The organism is Clostridium sp. LIBA-8841, assembly GCF_034439435.1.
In the GTDB taxonomy this organism is placed as follows: Bacteria; Bacillota; Clostridia; order Clostridiales; family Clostridiaceae; genus Sarcina.
The window spans coordinates 258,353-274,797 of the sequence record NZ_JAPCKJ010000001.1 but is presented as its reverse complement, the minus strand read 5'-3'; the positions used below and the strand labels follow the sequence as shown (position 1 = coordinate 274,797).

Here is a 16,445-nt window from a genome sequence, read left to right as displayed (position 1 = left end):
AGAAAGAGATTTTATTATTTCTAGTAAGTGAGGAATAAATTATTATATAATGGTAGAGAAGTAGGATGAAGTGTATGATGTGGAAATTGTTGTATTGACAAAATTGTACAATTGTTATATAATAAAAATGTTCACGCCGAAGTGGCGGAATTGGCAGACGCAGCGGACTCAAAATCCGCCGGGCTAATACTCGTACGGGTTCGAGTCCCGTCTTCGGCACCAAACATCTGAGAGTTCTCAGGTGTTTTTTTTATAGTTACTTATAAAATTATAAGTTTTTGGAGGAAGTAATTTGAAAAATAAAAAAATAAAACTAATTATTAATATAGGTATATTAATAATTTTTATAATGGGCTTATTTATAACAAGCAGCATATTATATTTAAATTATAAAGGAAAAGAAAGAGAAAAAGCATTGATAAAAGAGTATGAGAATAGTTTAAATATAAATGATAATACTTCAGATTCTTTAAGAGAAGAAAAGAAAAATACAAATAAAGGAAATATATGGGGATTACTAGAAATAAAGAAAATTAATCTTTTATCACCAATAGTAGAAGGGGTATCTGAGGAGAATTTAAAATACTCTATAGCTCATTTTGAAAATTCCTCTTTACCAGATGAAGAAGGAAATTGTGTTTTAGGAGCTCATAATAATGTTTATGGGAGTATATTTGAAAATTTAAAGGAATTAGAAGTAGGAGATATTATAGAATTAAATTATAAAAACAAGATATATAAATATAAGATTTTTACAAAGAAAGTTATAGAGCCAACAGATTTTACTTTATTAGAAAAAGGAGAAGGAAAGGAAATAACCTTAGTAACATGTACTAATAGAGCAAAAAATAGACTTGTGGTAAAAGGAATTTTAATTGAATAAAAATTAAAAAAATTTTAATAAAGATTAATTAGTAATACAAAAAATATATGTTAATTTATGGTATAATTCAATAAAATGGTATTTGGAGGGAAATATGGTTATAGCTATTTTATTATTATCATTAAGTATTTTTAACATATTTATAGGAAATAAGGTAAAAGAAAAAAAGTTAGCCAATCTTTTATCAGGCTTTGATAAAGAAAAAGATGATGTGGAATATATAAGTTGCATATTAGGAGATACACTTAAAAGAATTGGCAACTGTGGAATTATACTTACAGCTATGTATTTAGTTTTTATGAGTAAAATATCTGTAGGAGTATATTTAATTTGTTATGTGAGTGTTATAGTATTATTTATAGTTAATCTTACTTTTAAAACAGATAAACATAGGAGAAGTAGACTTAAAGCAGAGAAATAAAAGAGGACAGTTTGTCCTCTTTTTATTTTGAATAAAAAAATGGCATTATTAAAGAGGCTAAAAGAATTAAAAATGTTATTATAACAAATATTTTTGCAGGTAAGGTAGCATAATTGAAGTCATACCCAATACCAGCACGTTTTTCAACCATAATAGCTGGATCATTAGGATTATAATAAAATAAACCTAATTTATATAAGTCATCATCATCTCTATAAAGTTCATCATCATTAGTACTTATTGGGCGATTTCTTGATTTTAATATTCTAAAGATAAATAGTAAAGGTATTAATATTATTAAAATCAAAAATAAGATGTTTACAGCAGTAAAAATTTCTTTATTGACCTTAATTAAGCCTAGAATTATAGATGTTAGAAATACAAATAATGAGCTAATATTTAATGATGTGAAAAATAACATTAATGATATTTCACGTTTAAAAACTTTTTTTTCTTTTATTAGGGAAGCAATTGTTCCTCCATTTAATCTAGCTCCTTTTTTTACGAAAGATTTTATTATAAATAATGAAAATAATGTAATAAATAGTGAAGAAACAGGTAGCATATAGACAGAAGCTTTTGTTCCTATTAAATTTGAACTAGCAAAGCTTGTTATATTCCCTGAAAAGTCAAAATGCATAGGTATTTCTATAATTTTCTTAGGATAAAAAATAATTACTTCTAATAAATTTACTATACCTAAATAAATAGGAATAGAAAACCACCAAAGATTTAAAGTAACCTTTTCTTTTTTATTATCAATAGATAATATTATTTTATTTTTAGATAAAACTTTCCAGCCAAGTTCTTTTTTTATTCTTTTCATGGCTTTATTTGCTTTTACATAAGGTATTGTAATTGCAAATAAAAGAAGGTATATATGAAGAACTATAGAGGCTGGATGATTGAAGATACTAACAATTAATGCTATTGCCGTAACCATTAAGCAGTATATTAAACAATGTCTTCTATAAATTTTTTCTATTAATTTAATTTTAGGATTACTTCTAAATTCTATAGGAACTCTAACGCCAAATATGATTCCTTGATCTGAAAATTTATTCACATATGCTCCTAAAAAGTAAAATATAAAGAAATCAAATAATATAAATAAAAAGGATATGATATAGTCCATAGTCCCCTCCTAATAAAATATATTTTTCATTTTAAAAAAGTGACTCAGCAATTTTTATAAACTCTTCTTTAGAGATATTTCTAGCAATGCATTCATTTATATAATTTTGCATATCTGCTTTTAAGTTTTCTTTAAACTTTTCATTAGATAAGAAGTCAATAGAAACAACAGCTCCAGTACGCCTATCTAGTTTTATGTAGCCTTCATCTTTTAAGAGTGAATAGGTTTTATTTACTGTATGAAGATTTATACCAAGTTGAGAGGCGAAGGACCTTACTGAGGGTAATGAATCTCCGTTGACTAAAGTTTTATTTGCCAATAATTTTATTATTTCATTTTTTAGTTGTATATATATAGGAACATCACTTTCAAAATCTAATTCAACAATCATGAAATTACCTCCTAATCATTGTTATATATATAATATAACAAATATTATATGTAAATGGAATACTATATTATACTTATTTTTGTTTTCTATAATTTTAATAGAATAGTTAATATTTTAGCTAAGAAGGAATTTTTTAAATTTTAGATGATATAAACAGTTTTTCTTTCATATAATTTACTAATATTATTTAATATTAAATTTATTTAAATGGTGGAGATGATTTATGATAAATTTAAGTAATAAAAAGAAGGAATTAATATGTGATGGAAGATTAAATTTAAGAAACCTTAATGAAGTATTAAATAAAAATAAGGAAATTTTTCAAGGGCTTTTAAAGAGGATAGCAGAAAATACTACTGTTAGTTTTCATAGATTAAAGCTGTTAAATCTTATATCTACGTATTTTATTTTATTACAAGATAATAAAAGTACTTTTGAAAATTATCTTAACATAGTAAAGGAAGCTGATTTTTTTAAAATAATAGGATTTAAAAGATATTTAAATAATTTATTAAGAGTTAAAGAATATATAAAAGAAAATGAATTTAAAGAAGTAGTAAATAATGATGAAAGTATATTATCGTATATTAGTAAGTATGAAGATAAAAATTTACTTGTTGTGTGCAATCTTTTGGATAGAGAAAATTTCTTCTCCTTTGATTGGTGTGAAGGTATAAACCCAAAGATATTAATTAGTAATTATAAAAATTCTGAAAAAGAAATAGATGAATTGAGATTGAGAGCATATGAAGTAATAATTTATGAGTTTTAAAATAAAAAGATATCAAGAAATTTTGAATTTTTTGATATCTTTTTTATTTGTTGAAAATATGCTATAAATTTACTGAATTTTAATGAAAATATATAATTTAAAATTTATAATATTGAATATAGAATAAAGTTTATAATATAATAAAAGTTGTATTACTTCTTTAGGAAAAATCTCTTTTTTATGGTTTTACAGGTTAATTTTTAAAAAATCAAGTTTATATAATCTAAATTTGGTAATAATTTAAAGGATTAGTCTGTTTAATGCATAATTTGGAGGTAGATTTAAGTGAAACTAAAAAGATATATATCTATAGGAATTGTTGCTACAGTAGCAATAATTAGTTTTTTTATAGGAAGAAGTTATGAAGTTTATAAGTTAAATGCTTTAGAAACAAATAATTTAGAGCTAAATGAAGAAATCAATAAAAAAGATGAGCTTAGTGAAGAACAAATTCGTATTAAAAATATAATTTTAAATGATAAAGATGGATTATTTAAAATTGTAAATGAGGAAAATCCTATAGATAGAAACTATGAACCAAAGGAATTAATAGTTCCAAATGTTAGTTTGGTTGGATTAGAAAGTGAGCCTAGAAATAAGATAAGCAAGGTTTTAAAAGATGATTTAGAAAGATTATTCAAAGATGCACAAAAGGAAGGACTTGATTTATATCTTTCTTGTGCATATAGATCCTTCGAGGAACAGGAATATTTATATAACAGAGCATTAGAGAAAGAAAAAAGCAATTCAAGTGTACTTGTAGCTCTTCCAGGAAGAAGTGAACATCAGTTAGGATTAGCTGTTGATTTAACTACTAGTTCTATAGGATTCCAACTAGAGGAATCTTTTGAGAATACTGAAGAAGGGCAATGGCTTTTAGAAAATTCATATAAATATGGTTTTGTTTTAAGATATTTAAATGGTAAAGAAGAGATAACAGGATATAGCTATGAACCTTGGCATTATAGATATGTTGGAAATTTAGAGGTTAGTAAGTATTGTTATGATAATAATCTTACATTAGAAGAATTATATGATGAATTAGATATAACAAAATAATATTATAATATATAAGATTTTAAAGGAGATAGTCTATGTATGTGATTAACTTTATAAGAGGATTTTTTATGGCTTTAGCTGATAGTGTTCCAGGTGTTTCTGGAGGAACTATAGCTTTTATAATGGGGTTTTATAACAAATTTATAAGTTCATTAAATGCTTTAACCTCAACTAAAAAAACTGATATGACTAAGAAAGATGCCTTAGTGTTTTTATTAAAATTAGGAGTAGGTTGGATAACTGGTATGGTTTTATCCATATTTTTCATAGCATCAATATTTGATAAGGAAATATATAAAATTAGTTCTTTATTTACTGGATTTATAATATTTTCTATACCAATAATAATAAGTGAGGATAAAAAAGCATTAAAGAAAAATTATGAATACATAATATATGCTATTTTAGGTATCGCTATTGTTGCTACTATAACTTATTTTAATCCAGCAACTGGAAGTGCAAAAAGTACAAGTCTAGTATTAAATCAATTTTCATTACCACTTGCTTTATATGTTTTTGTAGCTGGTATGATAGCAATCTCAGCAATGGTTTTACCAGGAATATCAGGTTCAACATTACTTTTAATATTTGGACTTTATGCACCAGTAGTAAATGCTGTAAAAGAAGTATTAACACTAAACTTTAGTTATTTACCTATGCTTATAGTTTTTGGACTAGGAGTAATTACGGGTATAATAACAACAATAAGACTAATAAAATTCTTGCTTTCAAATTATAGACCACAAATGATTTACTTCATAATAGGATTAATGATTGGATCTATATATGCAGTCTTCATGGGACCAACTACATTAGAAATTCCTAAGGCTGCTATGAATTTAAGTAGTTTTAACTTCCTTTTCTTTATTATAGGAGGAGCTTTAATTATAGGATTACAACAATTAAAGATTTATCTTGAAAAGAAAGAAATGGTATCAGATATATAAAAAATAGAAGTTAAGCTGTTATTACTTATAAGTAATAACAGCTTATTAGTTAATACTATAGATTTTTAGAATATAATAAAGAAACAGAGAATTGTATCCATTTATTAATCGAAATTTAACTATAAAGACTTTGTTATGCTAAAGATTTTATAGTATATTAATAATAAACTAAAAATTATTTACACGGAGGGATAAGCAATGTTTTTAAAAGAATTAAATAAAGAACAGGGATTAGCATTTATAAATTTAGTAACTGAATTTGCTTTAGCTGATGAGGATATAAGAAAAGAAGAAGAAGTATTAATTCGTACATATATAAAAGAATTAGATTTAGAAAAAGTGGATTTAGGAAATCTTTCATATGAAGAAGCAATAAATTCAATAAGAAATTCATCAGAAAAGATTAAAAATATTGTTTATTTTGAACTTGTTAGAATAGGTCTTGTTGATGAGGATTGTGATATAGAAGAAGTTGATTTCTTAGAAAAAATAAGTAAAGATTTAAATATATCAAGAGCTAAAAAAATACAAGTAGCAAATTGTTTTTATAATTTCTCAGAAAAAGATGGAGAAGAAAAATTAGAAGAGCTGGCAAGAGATATAATAGGTTAATATAAACTTTTAAAAATACTTAAAGTTAAAGGCTTTGAGTATTTTTTTATCTTTTATATTATAAATTATGGAAAAATATGGCGGAAAAAGGTATAATTATGTTAATTATTTATTAGGGGGAGAGATATATGGGAAGTAGAGCTTTTGCAAAGAGGAATAAGATTTATGAGTTTGAATATAGTGATTCCATAAGGGAAATTTGCAAACCATATAGGATAATTTCTAATGTAGCTTGGATTATAGTAGTAATTGCATTAGTGGAGCCTAGAATTTTATTACCTGCTTTTTTATTGAGTTTACTAATGTTTTTAACTAAAAAAATGAAAAGGTCTTGGCGTGTAAGTACTTTTATAGAAAAGATAAGGAATGGAAGATTTCAAGAGGCTGAAAAAATTCTAATTAAGTTAAAAGGCGTTGTAGATGAGGGAATTTACTCAGAGCTTAAAGATATGTTAAGTATGGAAAATAACATAAAAGTTAATGGTTAGGTATAAAGCTTAGTCAGTTAAAGCTTAGAATAACAAAAGTAAGATTTATTAGTTGAATAAGTAACATTAAAATGTTCATATATTCATACAAATGATAAAAGATTTGAAATAATTTAGTAAGAACAGGAGATGGCAATTAAGATGAAAAATAAATATATGGTAGTCATATCTTTAGATGCAGTATCTTCAAAGGATATTGAAATAATGAAGGATTTACCTAACATATCTAAATTGATAAAAAATGGTGCGCTTATAAAGAATGTAGAGACAATATATCCATCTTTAACATATCCAGCACATGTATCTATTATAACAGGAAGATATCCAGTTAATCATGGCATAACTAACAATACTGTATTGAAGTTTAAGGACAAAAATCCAAATTGGAATTGGTATGGAAATAAAATAAAGGGAGAAACTTTATTTGAATTAGCTAAAAAGAATGGACTTACAACAGCTTCAGTAGTTTGGCCAGTAACTGGAAAAATGAAAATAGATTATAACATGCCTGAGATATTTGAAACTAAACCTTGGCATAATCAAATAATTATGTCAGCTTTAGCTGGAAGTAAAGCATATCAATTTACAATGAATAAAAAGTTTGGTTCTCTTAGAAAAGGAACTAAAGAACCTTATTTAGATAATTTTGTTACAGAATGCGCTAAAGAAACAATAAAGAAATACAAGCCAAATTTAACAATGATTCATTTAATAGATGTAGACTCTCATAGACATGATTATGGTTATGGAAGTTTAGAAGCAATAGATGCTTTAAAGAGACATGACATTAGAGTTGGAGAGATAATAGAGTGTTTAAAGGAAGCTGGCATATATGAAGATACAACTCTAATATTATTAGGAGATCATAGTGCTATAGATACTAATAAAGTAATACGCCTTAATAGTGCTTTTAAGAAGGCAGATTTAATCGAGTTTAAAAACGGAAATCTTAAAGAAATTAAAGCTATTTCTAGAGAATGTGGAGGATCAGCATATATTTATTTAAATGATAAGAATAGTAATGAAGAAAATAAAAAGTGTCTAAAAGTTTTAGAGGAACTTAAGGAGACAGGTGCTTTAGAATTTATATTAAATAGAGAAGAAACTATTAAGGCTGGAGCAAATGACCAGTGTGATTTTATGGTAGAAGCTAGTAGAGGATATTATTTCTCTAATGAATATGAGGGAATTGTTGTTGAAGATACTAAGAATATACACAATAAACATACCTATAAAGCGGTTCATGGATATTCACCTAAGAAAAAGAATTATGAAACTTTCTTCTTAGCCTTTGGAAGAGGAGTAAAATCAGGGGTAGTTTTAGAGAAAGGTAAGTTAATAAATCATGGTCCTACCTTAGGGAAAATATTGGGTTTTGACTTTAAAAATGCAGATGGAGTAATTGAAGAAAGAATATTGGATATTTAAGAATTTTTTTTTATAACTTGGAGAAAATAATTAATTAAATAAAATTGTTGAAATTGTCGCAAAATTATGATATTTTAAAATAGTAGAAAAATTATTGCCAAAAATTATTTCATAATGTAGATATGTAGTTAATTAAAAGAACGCTTATAATAGCGTTTTTTTTATTTTAAAGAAAAATAAGGATTTTTATAATAAAAATTAAATTAATTTACAAAGATAAGTATAGAATTTAGTACATATATAATATTTTACGGAACTTTTGCTTTAGTATTTTAAATATATTAAACGAATAAATTGATAATAAACTATTAATTTGATTAACAAAAATGATATAATTGTTTTTGGTAAAAATTATTATTAATATTAGGAGGACAAAACATGAAAATACTAAAGTGGTTTTTAATATTTATTCCTATAAGTATTATAGGAGAGTTTATGCACTTTTCACCAACACTTATGTTTATATTATCTGCTTTAGCAATAGTCCCTTTAGCAGGACTTATGGGAGAGGCTACTGAGGAGATATCATTTTATACAGGCCCTAAATTAGGAGGTTTTTTAAATGCTACTTTTGGAAATGCTACAGAGCTTATAATATCATTTTTTGCTTTAAAGGATGGATTATTCGATGTTGTTAAGGCTTCTATTGCAGGATCTGTAATAGGGAACATATTATTAGTATTAGGTGCTAGTATGTTAGCAGGAGGATTAAAGTATAAAACTCAAAGTTTTAATAAAAAAGTAATGGAGACTAGTTCAAGTATGCTATTATTTGCTGTTATTGGATTAACTATTCCTGCTATATTTATGCACACAATAAAACCAGAATTTTTAAACACAAAATATGAAAGCATAAGTGTAATAGTTGCTGTAGTAATGTTTGCTATATACATATTAAGTTTAATATTCTCATTTTTCACTCATAAAGATATTTATGCTGTAGAGCAGGATGAGGAAGAAGGGGAAGCTAAATGGTCATTAAAAAAAGCCATAACAGTACTTATTGTAGCTACAGTAATAATAGCTATAGAAAGTGAATTTTTAGTAGGAGCAGTAGAGCCAATGACAGAAAGTCTTGGATTAAGCGAACTTTTTGTAGGTATAATTTTAATACCTATAATAGGAAATGCTGCTGAACATAGTACAGCAATTATAATGGCAATGAAAAATAAAATGGATGTTGCAGTTGAAATAGCTATAGGTTCAAGTTTACAAGTTATTTTATTTGTAGCTCCAGTATTAATATTTTTAAGTCTTATATTTAAACCTATGAGCATAATATTTAATGCTTTTGAATTAGTTGCATTAATCGTTTCTGTATTTATAGCTAATAGAGTTGTCAGTGATGGAGAATCTAACTGGCTTGAAGGTGTTCAACTCTTAGCAGTTTATTTAATAATAGCAGCTATGTTTATGATTGTTTAAATTAAAAGGATAATTATATAAAATGAGTTACTTTTAGGCTATGTTTAAAAAGGATGACTTTATATATTATAGTCTAATTTTAAGAGAGAAGATGTTGTATTAAAAGTTATTTCGATACAACATCTTCTTCATTTTAATAAAATTATAAAAATAAATTTTTAAGATTTTCTATAAGAAGCTTATTATCTTCAGGTTTTAATACGCACACTCTAAAGAAATATTCGTTTAATCCTTCAAAAGAAGAACAGTTTCTTATTATTAACCCTTTTTCTAAAAGCTTATTGTAAAGCTCTGTGGCAGTAAGCTTTTTAGAAGTAATTTTGCAAAGAATAAAATTACTGTAGCTTTCATAAACTTTTAAATCTTCTATGGAACTTAGTTCTTTAAATAGGAAGTCTCTCTCTTCTTTTAACTTAGAAGTATTTGAAGTTATGTATTCCTTATCTTTAAACATAATTTCTCCCATTGTTGTGGCAAAAATATTTATATTCCATAAATCAAGCTTTTCAAGCATTTCTTCTTTTATTTTTTTATTAGAAATAAGTCCATAGCCCAATCTTATTCCAGGTGTTGAGAAAAACTTAGAAGTCCCTCTAATTACAAAAAGATTAGAAAAGTTATCTACAAGAGGAGTAGAAGAATATATTTCAGGTTCTGTAAACTCAACATATGTTTCATCTACCATAAATATAGTAGAAGTATTTTTTAGTAAAGAAGAAATTTCATCTTTTGAAAAAGCAAAACCTGTAGGATTATTAGGGTTACAGATTATAACTAAGTCATAATTTGAAGAATTTATAGAATTTATTAATTTATGTACATCTATTTTAAAGTCGTCTTCTTCTTTTGAGAAAAACTTAACTATTTCACAATTTATTTTTTCAAGTTCACTTTCATATTCTGAATAGGAAGGGGAGAGTAACAATGCTTTTTTAGGATTAATAATGCTTATAAAAGAAGAGATTAATTCTGTAGCACCACTTCCCACTATAATATTTTCTTTTTTACAATTACAGTATTCTGAAATAGCTTCTTTTAAAGCCGTATATTTAGGATCAGGGTACATAGAAACCATATCAATGTTTTCTAGAATAGCATTTTTAGCTTTTTTAGATGCGCCAAAGGGATTTATATTTGAACTAAAGTCTTTAATATCTGTTTTATTTAAGCCTAACTTACTTGATAAATCAAATAAATTAGCTCCATGATTAATACTCATAAGTAGTACCTCCTAAGTTGATTTAACTTTTTATTTTATAATTATAGTATAATTCTTTAAGAAAAAAATAAAAAGGTCTAGATTTTTATAAAAATCTAGACCTTTTTTATTTTAAGCTGCATATTTGCTTGTTATGCTTTTAGATTGTATGGCTTTAATAAGTCTATTAATAGGTAGAACGCTTAATATTACTATACAGATTAAACCATCAATACCTATTAAAGAACCATTTATTAAAAATGAATATAGAATTGGAGACATTCCTTCAGGAGCAAATGTTCCAAAGAAAACAACTCCAGAAATAAAGTGTGCTACAAATTTTAGGAATATTGCAACTGTGGCTCCAAAAATTCTATGATTTTTAAAGAATCCTGCTACTCCTAAAGCCATATATGGTAAAGGATAATCAAATAACACTTGAACAGGATGAAGTATATATGGATCTATGAATAAGGAAATTATACCGAATAAAAATCCAGTAAGCATTCCAACTAATGGACCATAAGCATAAGCAATAAGTATTATAGGAATCATACTACCTAATGTAATTCCTCCGCCTTGAGGAAATTTATATATCTTTAGCATGTTTAATACAGCTGTAAGAGCTAAAGCAATCCCTATAGTTGTAAGCATTTTAGCATCAAATTTTATATCTTTAGCTTTTATAAGTAAAACTAATATTATTAGGAATCCAATTAAAGTGAGTATTGTTAGTGGATTAGTTAAAATCTCCTTTAAATTTCCTCCTAAATTAATTGATGAAAAACTTTGTATAAAGTCATTTATTATTTGTGAAAATGACATCATAGTTTAAACCCCTCCTTAAACTTTAAGTGTGCTTAGAGAGTCTAAAGAATGTAAATAAAAAAACCGAATCTAAACATAGATCCGGTTTAAATACAGCCCTAAACGCTTCCCTACGCTGGAATTAACCAGATCAGGTGTTGAGGGTTAATGATAATTATCATCTCTCAGCCTAAAGGCACCCCTAGCACATGAAAATAATTCTAAGTTTATTTTATACGCTAATTATTCTTAGGTCAAGAAATATTAAAAAGTAAACAAAAAGTTTACCTTAGGTTAAGAAATATTAAAAAGCAAACAAAAAATTTACTTTGGAATTCTTATGAATAAATTATTCACATTAAAGGTTTCTGTTGAATCATCATTTTTACTTAAAAGATCTTCATTAAGATTTCTGTTTGGTGAATAACCTCTACCGAAAGAACCTAGTCTCAGACTATTTACGGTTCCAACTACATCTAAAATACCATACCCTAGATTTCGGTTAGGATATATATCATTTGGTCTTTTTCTAGCTCCTCTAATTAAATAAGTTTGAAGTTTTGGAGCGTACATTGTTGGGTTATTACCATCTACAATACTCCATTGAAGGAGGATAGCACAGCATCCAGCAGTAACAGCAGCAGCTACACTTCCACCAGAGACTAGAGAAGCTCCACCACCAGGCTTTGTTGCTATGGCATTAATTCCACCAGCTGCTATAATAGGTTGAATTATATCATTTCTTGTAAAGCCTTGGCCAGAACTAGATACTAAAGCATTATTATTTTGGTCATAATAGGCCGTACAGATTATATTTGTACATGTTCCAGGTTCTGTTAAGGTAGTTTCCTTAGTTGGTGCTAAAAACTTAGTGTCTGGAGCTAACAATTCTCTTTGAAGTAACCAAGCATTGTATTTGCCATAAACTATATATTCGCCAGTAAGAGTAAATTTCCAAATACCTTCTGCTATATTATCTGCACGGATTAAGATGGATTCATCTCCTGTAAATTCATCAGGAGAATCATAAGCTACTTCCATTGAAGTTCCTTCATATATAAATTTAATTTTATAAAATAATCCAAATAAACCTAATTTGGTATCAAATACCGTTATGTTTTTTATTGATTCTCCAGAAGGTGAAGTTATGCTTAAAGTGAATTTATCGGGTTTTTTACCATAAATTTGTAAAACTAGTCCTTTTTGCTCTTTTCCAACGCTTATTTCAATTACGCTATCAAGGCCAGTACCAGGAATTATATTAGAGGTATGAGTATCTGTGTTTCCTTGATTACCACTTGAGCTAACTACTATTATGCCTCTTTTAGTAGAAATTCTATTTATATATCTTTCTAAATTGCTTTCACCGGAATGGGGTCCTAGATTTCCTCCTAACCCTATATATATCACTATTGGTTTTTGAAGCTTTATAGATTTTTCATATAAATATTTTACAGCCAATATAATATCGGTATTACTATACATTGGTATATCGTTTTGAGGAAAAAATAAGTTGGCATAATTTTTAGAGGCTTGTTCTAATTTAACTATAATGAAATCGCAATTAGGTGCAGCACCTATAAAATCTCTATTGCGACCTCTTCCACCAGCTATGGATGCCATTTTTGTGCCATGACCAATTTCATCTCTTGAGGGAACTATTGTATATGGGTCTCCTCCTTCTTTAAAGAGAGTTATAGCTCTATTTATATCTTCTTTTGAATATTCACTACCATGAAGCATATTATCTGGAACTTTTCCAGTATCAATTGTTTGGTCCCATAAATAAAGAATTCTAGTAGTATCATCTTCCAGAAGAAATTCATTATTTAAGTAATCAATTCCAGTATCAACCATTCCTATGATTACATCAGTTCCAGTTAGTGTTAAATAAGGATTTCTGTGAAAAGTTATTGCAGAAGAAGCCTCAACTGGGGACGTGTTCTCTAAAGTATAAAGTGTTCCTAATTCTGCAAGAATAAAAGGTTGAATTTTTTTTAATAAGTTTTCTAAATCACTTTCTTTTAAAGAGAGTATTGCAATTTTTTCATCTATAATATAAATACTTGCGTTGGGGATGTTTTCTATTTCGGATTGAATATCACCAAAATATTCTACAAGCAAATTTATGAAATCTGGATTATTATAAAAGCTTTGTTTCATAAAGACTCCTAATTTATATTAATAATATTTATATTATTCTATAGCTGTCTTTAAGTTCTATTGTTTTTTAAAAGAAAAACTTAACCTATTCCACCGTATATTACTCCAAGTATTATTACTAGTATAGTAACTAAAATAAATATATATTTACCTAATGGAATGAACCAACTTCCAAGAGGTTTATGTGCTCCTTTATTGATTTCTAATAATACACTTTTGCCCCCAATAATATAATAGAATACAACAGCTACTAATAAAGCACAAAGAGGAGAAATTATTATTGTAATAAGGTTTGAAAAGCTATCAAACATACTCATATTTAAAGATAGAGGTATTCCACATAGGAAACAAAGTACTGAAATTATAATTGAAGTTTTTACCCTTTTTGATTTAAAGTGTGCCATGAAAGCTTCAACAGGACCTTCTAACATATTTACAGAGGATGAAATAGCTGCAAATATTACACTAAGGAAAAATAATGTGCTTATTAATGAGCCAAAATTCATACCTTGAAATACCTTTGGTAGAGTTATAAATAATAAAGATGGACCTGATGATGGATTTAATCCATATGCAAATACTGCTGGCATAATCATAAAGGATGCTAAAAGAGCAGCCAAAGTATCAAATATAGCAGTTTGGATTGCAGATGATGGAATATCAAATTTATCGTTTATGTAACTACCATAAACGACCATACCACATCCATTAAGTGAAACTGTGAAAAAGGCTTGTCCAAGAGCCATTACCCAAGTATCTATTTTAAATAAGTTTTCCCATCTTGGAACTAATAAATATTTAACGCCTTCAAAAGAACCTGGCAATGTTAAAGATCTTATGGTTAAAATTATAAAAATTAAAAGAAGTAGTGGCATAATTATTTTATTTAATTTTTCTATACCACGGCCTACTCCTAAGGAAACTATTATTAAAGTTAAAATTATAGCTAAAGCAAACCAAAATATTGTACTAGGTGTTCCAGCAAAGTTACTAAAGTAAGTAGTAGTATCAATATTATTAATAGAGCCAGTTAAACTTAAGAAAAAGTATTTAAGAATCCAACCTATAACTATAGAGTAAAATATAAAAACTCCAATCAATCCTATAGGTGGGAGCATTCCAAAGAATTTTCCTCCCTTTAATGATTTACTTTTAAAAGATTCAACTATACCAGTGTATGAACCAGCTTTAAACTTTCTACCAAATGCAAATTCTGTCATAAGACCTGTAGTTCCAAGTATAAAAACAAATAAGAAGTATGGAATTAAAAAGGCAGCACCTCCATATTGCCCTAGTCTGTAAGAAAATAGCCATATGTTACCGAGACCAAGTGCAGCACCAACACAGGATATTACAAATCCAAACTTTCCAGTAAAATTTTCACGTTCTTTCATTTTGAATACCTCCTAAATTTTTATATATAAATATAAAAAAATAGGTCATATAGCTAAACTATATGACCTATGGTATCAAAACACTTTTATAAGGTCATATAGTCTTACCTATGTGACCTATCTTTATTAACGAAAACTAAGCCATCATAGATACAATCCAAAATTTTCTTTGGAGTTTGTATCTATGACCACATATATTCAATCATAAATACAAACTATCTATAATAGCAATAATAAAAGTTATTTAGTTTTGCTTTTATTAAGTTTGTAATATTCATAACAATTTCTCCTAAAAATAAATTTAAACTGATTATATAACTAAAAAAAATAAAATGCAAGGAATTTTATTTTTAAATATCATAAACAATATTTAATTTTAGTTTTTCTGCTAGTTCATAAGCCTCTTCCATAATACTGTCCCAAAGTTCTTTAGGACTATGACAATCAGAGTTGATTAAGGTTTTAACTTTTTTTGAAGAAACCTTATTCCAAAACTTTTCATAAGGGTAAGGGTATCTTTTCCCATCACAATATTTTTTTAAACCCCTTCTAAGACCATTTGCATTAAATTCTAATATAAAATCGTATTCTTTTGCTGTATTTATAATTAAATCGCAGGCTTTATCACAATTTTCATCCCAAGGAAAATCATTTATAAACATTAAATCAGGGTGAGCTACGAAGGAAAAATATCCACTTTTTATACCAAGACAAATACTTTCAGCATATTCTAAATAATCCTTTGTGCTTTGTAGAGAATATGTATTTTTTAACTCACCATTACTATTTAAAAATAAGTGTTGTCCTAAGGCTAAATAGTCGAATTTTAACTCGTTTTTCAAATAATTATAGTAAAAATCATCAGAAAATAAATATTCTATCTCTAAACCTATTTTAATATCAATAGAATCTTGAAATTTTTCTTTAAGACTTTCTAAAGTAGATTGATATTCTTCAAGTTCATTGAAATTCATTCTAAGTCCAAATCTATTATCAGGGTAGGGACCATGATCACTAAATCCTAAAATACTTAGATTATTTTTTATAGCAGCATTAACATAATCAGCATCTTCTCCATTAGCATGTTTACATCTTTTTGTATGTGTATGAAAGTTAATTTTTTTTAACATAAATTCCACTTCCTCTCTTTAAATAAAGTATATCAAAAAATCAAATAAAAGATAAATTTTAATAAATTTTAAACAGAAAAATGTTAACAAAAAATTCTTTGACTTTTTCTTTTGAATAAAATAAAATTATTCCACGGTGAGTAAGTGGCCGTGTTTAGAAGAGATTATTTATTAAAGGAAATTTAATGAAGT

16 protein-coding genes, 1 tRNA gene and 1 riboswitch are annotated in these 16,445 nt (G+C 26.7%); of the genes, 10 read left to right on the top strand and 7 right to left on the bottom strand.

Translation table 11 applies throughout. The annotated features are described in order from the left end of the window. Positions 1-135: 135 nt before the first annotated feature. From OIF33_RS01035 to OIF33_RS01025, 3 genes are all read left to right on the top strand, one after another. A tRNA-Leu gene (locus tag OIF33_RS01035) sits at positions 136-222 on the top strand. A 70-nt stretch (positions 223-292) separates the two neighbouring features. Beyond that, positions 293-883 carry a class D sortase gene (locus OIF33_RS01030; RefSeq protein WP_322502368.1) on the top strand — a complete coding sequence of 197 codons (591 nt, stop codon included), beginning with the start codon at positions 293-295 and terminating at the stop codon, positions 881-883. 94 nt (positions 884-977) lie between these two features. After that, on the top strand, positions 978-1,304 hold the full coding sequence (locus tag OIF33_RS01025) for a hypothetical protein (protein WP_322502367.1): 327 nt from the start codon (positions 978-980) through the stop codon (positions 1,302-1,304). Positions 1,305-1,326: 22 nt separating this feature from the next. On the opposite strand, the gene OIF33_RS01020 is transcribed toward OIF33_RS01025, so the two are convergent. Both OIF33_RS01020 and OIF33_RS01015 read right to left on the bottom strand, forming a co-directional pair. Next, positions 1,327-2,439 (bottom strand): DUF5808 domain-containing protein, encoded by a 1,113-nt coding sequence (locus OIF33_RS01020; protein WP_322502366.1) that lies wholly within the window; start codon positions 2,437-2,439, stop codon positions 1,327-1,329. Positions 2,440-2,470: 31 nt separating this feature from the next. Then, positions 2,471-2,830, bottom strand: coding sequence for a GntR family transcriptional regulator (locus tag OIF33_RS01015; protein WP_322502365.1), 360 nt, complete (start codon positions 2,828-2,830; stop codon positions 2,471-2,473). 223 nt (positions 2,831-3,053) lie between these two features. Here OIF33_RS01015 and OIF33_RS01010 point away from each other — a divergent pair, with 223 nt between their 5' ends. The 7 genes from OIF33_RS01010 (at position 3,054) to cax (ending at position 9,561) form a co-directional block, all read left to right on the top strand. Next, positions 3,054-3,602, top strand: a complete 549-nt coding sequence (locus OIF33_RS01010) for a hypothetical protein (protein WP_322502364.1) — start codon at positions 3,054-3,056, stop codon at positions 3,600-3,602. Positions 3,603-3,887: 285 nt separating this feature from the next. Beyond that, positions 3,888-4,661 (top strand): M15 family metallopeptidase, encoded by a 774-nt coding sequence (locus OIF33_RS01005; protein ID WP_322502363.1) that lies wholly within the window; start codon positions 3,888-3,890, stop codon positions 4,659-4,661. A 35-nt stretch (positions 4,662-4,696) separates the two neighbouring features. Beyond that, entirely contained in the window at positions 4,697-5,608 is a 912-nt protein-coding gene (locus OIF33_RS01000; RefSeq protein WP_322502362.1) for a DUF368 domain-containing protein, read from the top strand. A gap of 198 nt (positions 5,609-5,806) precedes the next feature. Next, positions 5,807-6,220, top strand: a complete 414-nt coding sequence (locus OIF33_RS00995; protein ID WP_322502361.1) for a hypothetical protein — start codon at positions 5,807-5,809, stop codon at positions 6,218-6,220. A gap of 128 nt (positions 6,221-6,348) precedes the next feature. Next, positions 6,349-6,708 carry a hypothetical protein gene (locus tag OIF33_RS00990; RefSeq protein WP_322502360.1) on the top strand — a complete coding sequence of 120 codons (360 nt, stop codon included), beginning with the start codon at positions 6,349-6,351 and terminating at the stop codon, positions 6,706-6,708. Positions 6,709-6,849: 141 nt separating this feature from the next. Continuing rightward, positions 6,850-8,136, top strand: coding sequence for an ectonucleotide pyrophosphatase/phosphodiesterase (locus OIF33_RS00985; protein WP_322502359.1), 1,287 nt, complete (start codon positions 6,850-6,852; stop codon positions 8,134-8,136). A 378-nt stretch (positions 8,137-8,514) separates the two neighbouring features. Further along, positions 8,515-9,561 (top strand): calcium/proton exchanger, encoded by a 1,047-nt coding sequence (gene cax / locus OIF33_RS00980; RefSeq protein ID WP_322502358.1) that lies wholly within the window; start codon positions 8,515-8,517, stop codon positions 9,559-9,561. Between the two features lie 142 nt (positions 9,562-9,703). Here cax and OIF33_RS00975 read toward each other — a convergent pair whose 3' ends face one another. From OIF33_RS00975 to OIF33_RS00955, 5 genes are all read right to left on the bottom strand, one after another. Continuing rightward, positions 9,704-10,780, bottom strand: a complete 1,077-nt coding sequence (locus tag OIF33_RS00975) for a histidinol-phosphate transaminase (RefSeq protein ID WP_322502357.1) — start codon at positions 10,778-10,780, stop codon at positions 9,704-9,706. 111 nt (positions 10,781-10,891) lie between these two features. Next, a complete protein-coding gene (thiT, locus tag OIF33_RS00970; protein WP_322502356.1) occupies positions 10,892-11,587 on the bottom strand; it encodes an energy-coupled thiamine transporter ThiT in 696 nt (231 codons plus the stop codon). 90 nt (positions 11,588-11,677) lie between these two features. Beyond that, a riboswitch (TPP riboswitch) is annotated at positions 11,678-11,780 on the bottom strand. Positions 11,781-11,890: 110 nt separating this feature from the next. After that, a complete protein-coding gene (locus OIF33_RS00965) occupies positions 11,891-13,729 on the bottom strand; it encodes a S8 family peptidase (RefSeq protein WP_322502355.1) in 1,839 nt (612 codons plus the stop codon). An 80-nt stretch (positions 13,730-13,809) separates the two neighbouring features. After that, positions 13,810-15,123, bottom strand: a complete 1,314-nt coding sequence (locus tag OIF33_RS00960) for a sodium-dependent transporter (RefSeq protein WP_322502354.1) — start codon at positions 15,121-15,123, stop codon at positions 13,810-13,812. 350 nt (positions 15,124-15,473) lie between these two features. Beyond that, positions 15,474-16,253 carry a histidinol-phosphatase gene (locus tag OIF33_RS00955; RefSeq protein WP_322502353.1) on the bottom strand — a complete coding sequence of 260 codons (780 nt, stop codon included), beginning with the start codon at positions 16,251-16,253 and terminating at the stop codon, positions 15,474-15,476. Positions 16,254-16,445: the final 192 nt, after the last annotated feature.

Bases quoted from the DNA above. Each gene is read 5' to 3' on its own strand.
- OIF33_RS01025 (WP_322502367.1), top strand. From the start codon at position 978: ATGGTTATAGCTATTTTATTATTATCATTAAGTATTTTTAACATATTT.
- OIF33_RS01020 (WP_322502366.1), bottom strand. From the start codon at position 2,439: ATGGACTATATCATATCCTTTTTATTTATATTATTTGATTTCTTTATA.
- OIF33_RS01015 (WP_322502365.1), bottom strand. From the start codon at position 2,830: ATGATTGTTGAATTAGATTTTGAAAGTGATGTTCCTATATATATACAA.
- OIF33_RS01010 (WP_322502364.1), top strand. From the start codon at position 3,054: ATGATAAATTTAAGTAATAAAAAGAAGGAATTAATATGTGATGGAAGA.
- OIF33_RS01000 (WP_322502362.1), top strand. From the start codon at position 4,697: ATGTATGTGATTAACTTTATAAGAGGATTTTTTATGGCTTTAGCTGAT.
- OIF33_RS00995 (WP_322502361.1), top strand. From the start codon at position 5,807: ATGTTTTTAAAAGAATTAAATAAAGAACAGGGATTAGCATTTATAAAT.
- OIF33_RS00990 (WP_322502360.1), top strand. From the start codon at position 6,349: ATGGGAAGTAGAGCTTTTGCAAAGAGGAATAAGATTTATGAGTTTGAA.
- OIF33_RS00985 (WP_322502359.1), top strand. From the start codon at position 6,850: ATGAAAAATAAATATATGGTAGTCATATCTTTAGATGCAGTATCTTCA.
- cax (WP_322502358.1), top strand. From the start codon at position 8,515: ATGAAAATACTAAAGTGGTTTTTAATATTTATTCCTATAAGTATTATA.
- OIF33_RS00975 (WP_322502357.1), bottom strand. From the start codon at position 10,780: ATGAGTATTAATCATGGAGCTAATTTATTTGATTTATCAAGTAAGTTA.
- thiT (WP_322502356.1), bottom strand. From the start codon at position 11,587: ATGATGTCATTTTCACAAATAATAAATGACTTTATACAAAGTTTTTCA.
- OIF33_RS00965 (WP_322502355.1), bottom strand. From the start codon at position 13,729: ATGAAACAAAGCTTTTATAATAATCCAGATTTCATAAATTTGCTTGTA.
- OIF33_RS00960 (WP_322502354.1), bottom strand. From the start codon at position 15,123: ATGAAAGAACGTGAAAATTTTACTGGAAAGTTTGGATTTGTAATATCC.
- OIF33_RS00955 (WP_322502353.1), bottom strand. From the start codon at position 16,253: ATGTTAAAAAAAATTAACTTTCATACACATACAAAAAGATGTAAACAT.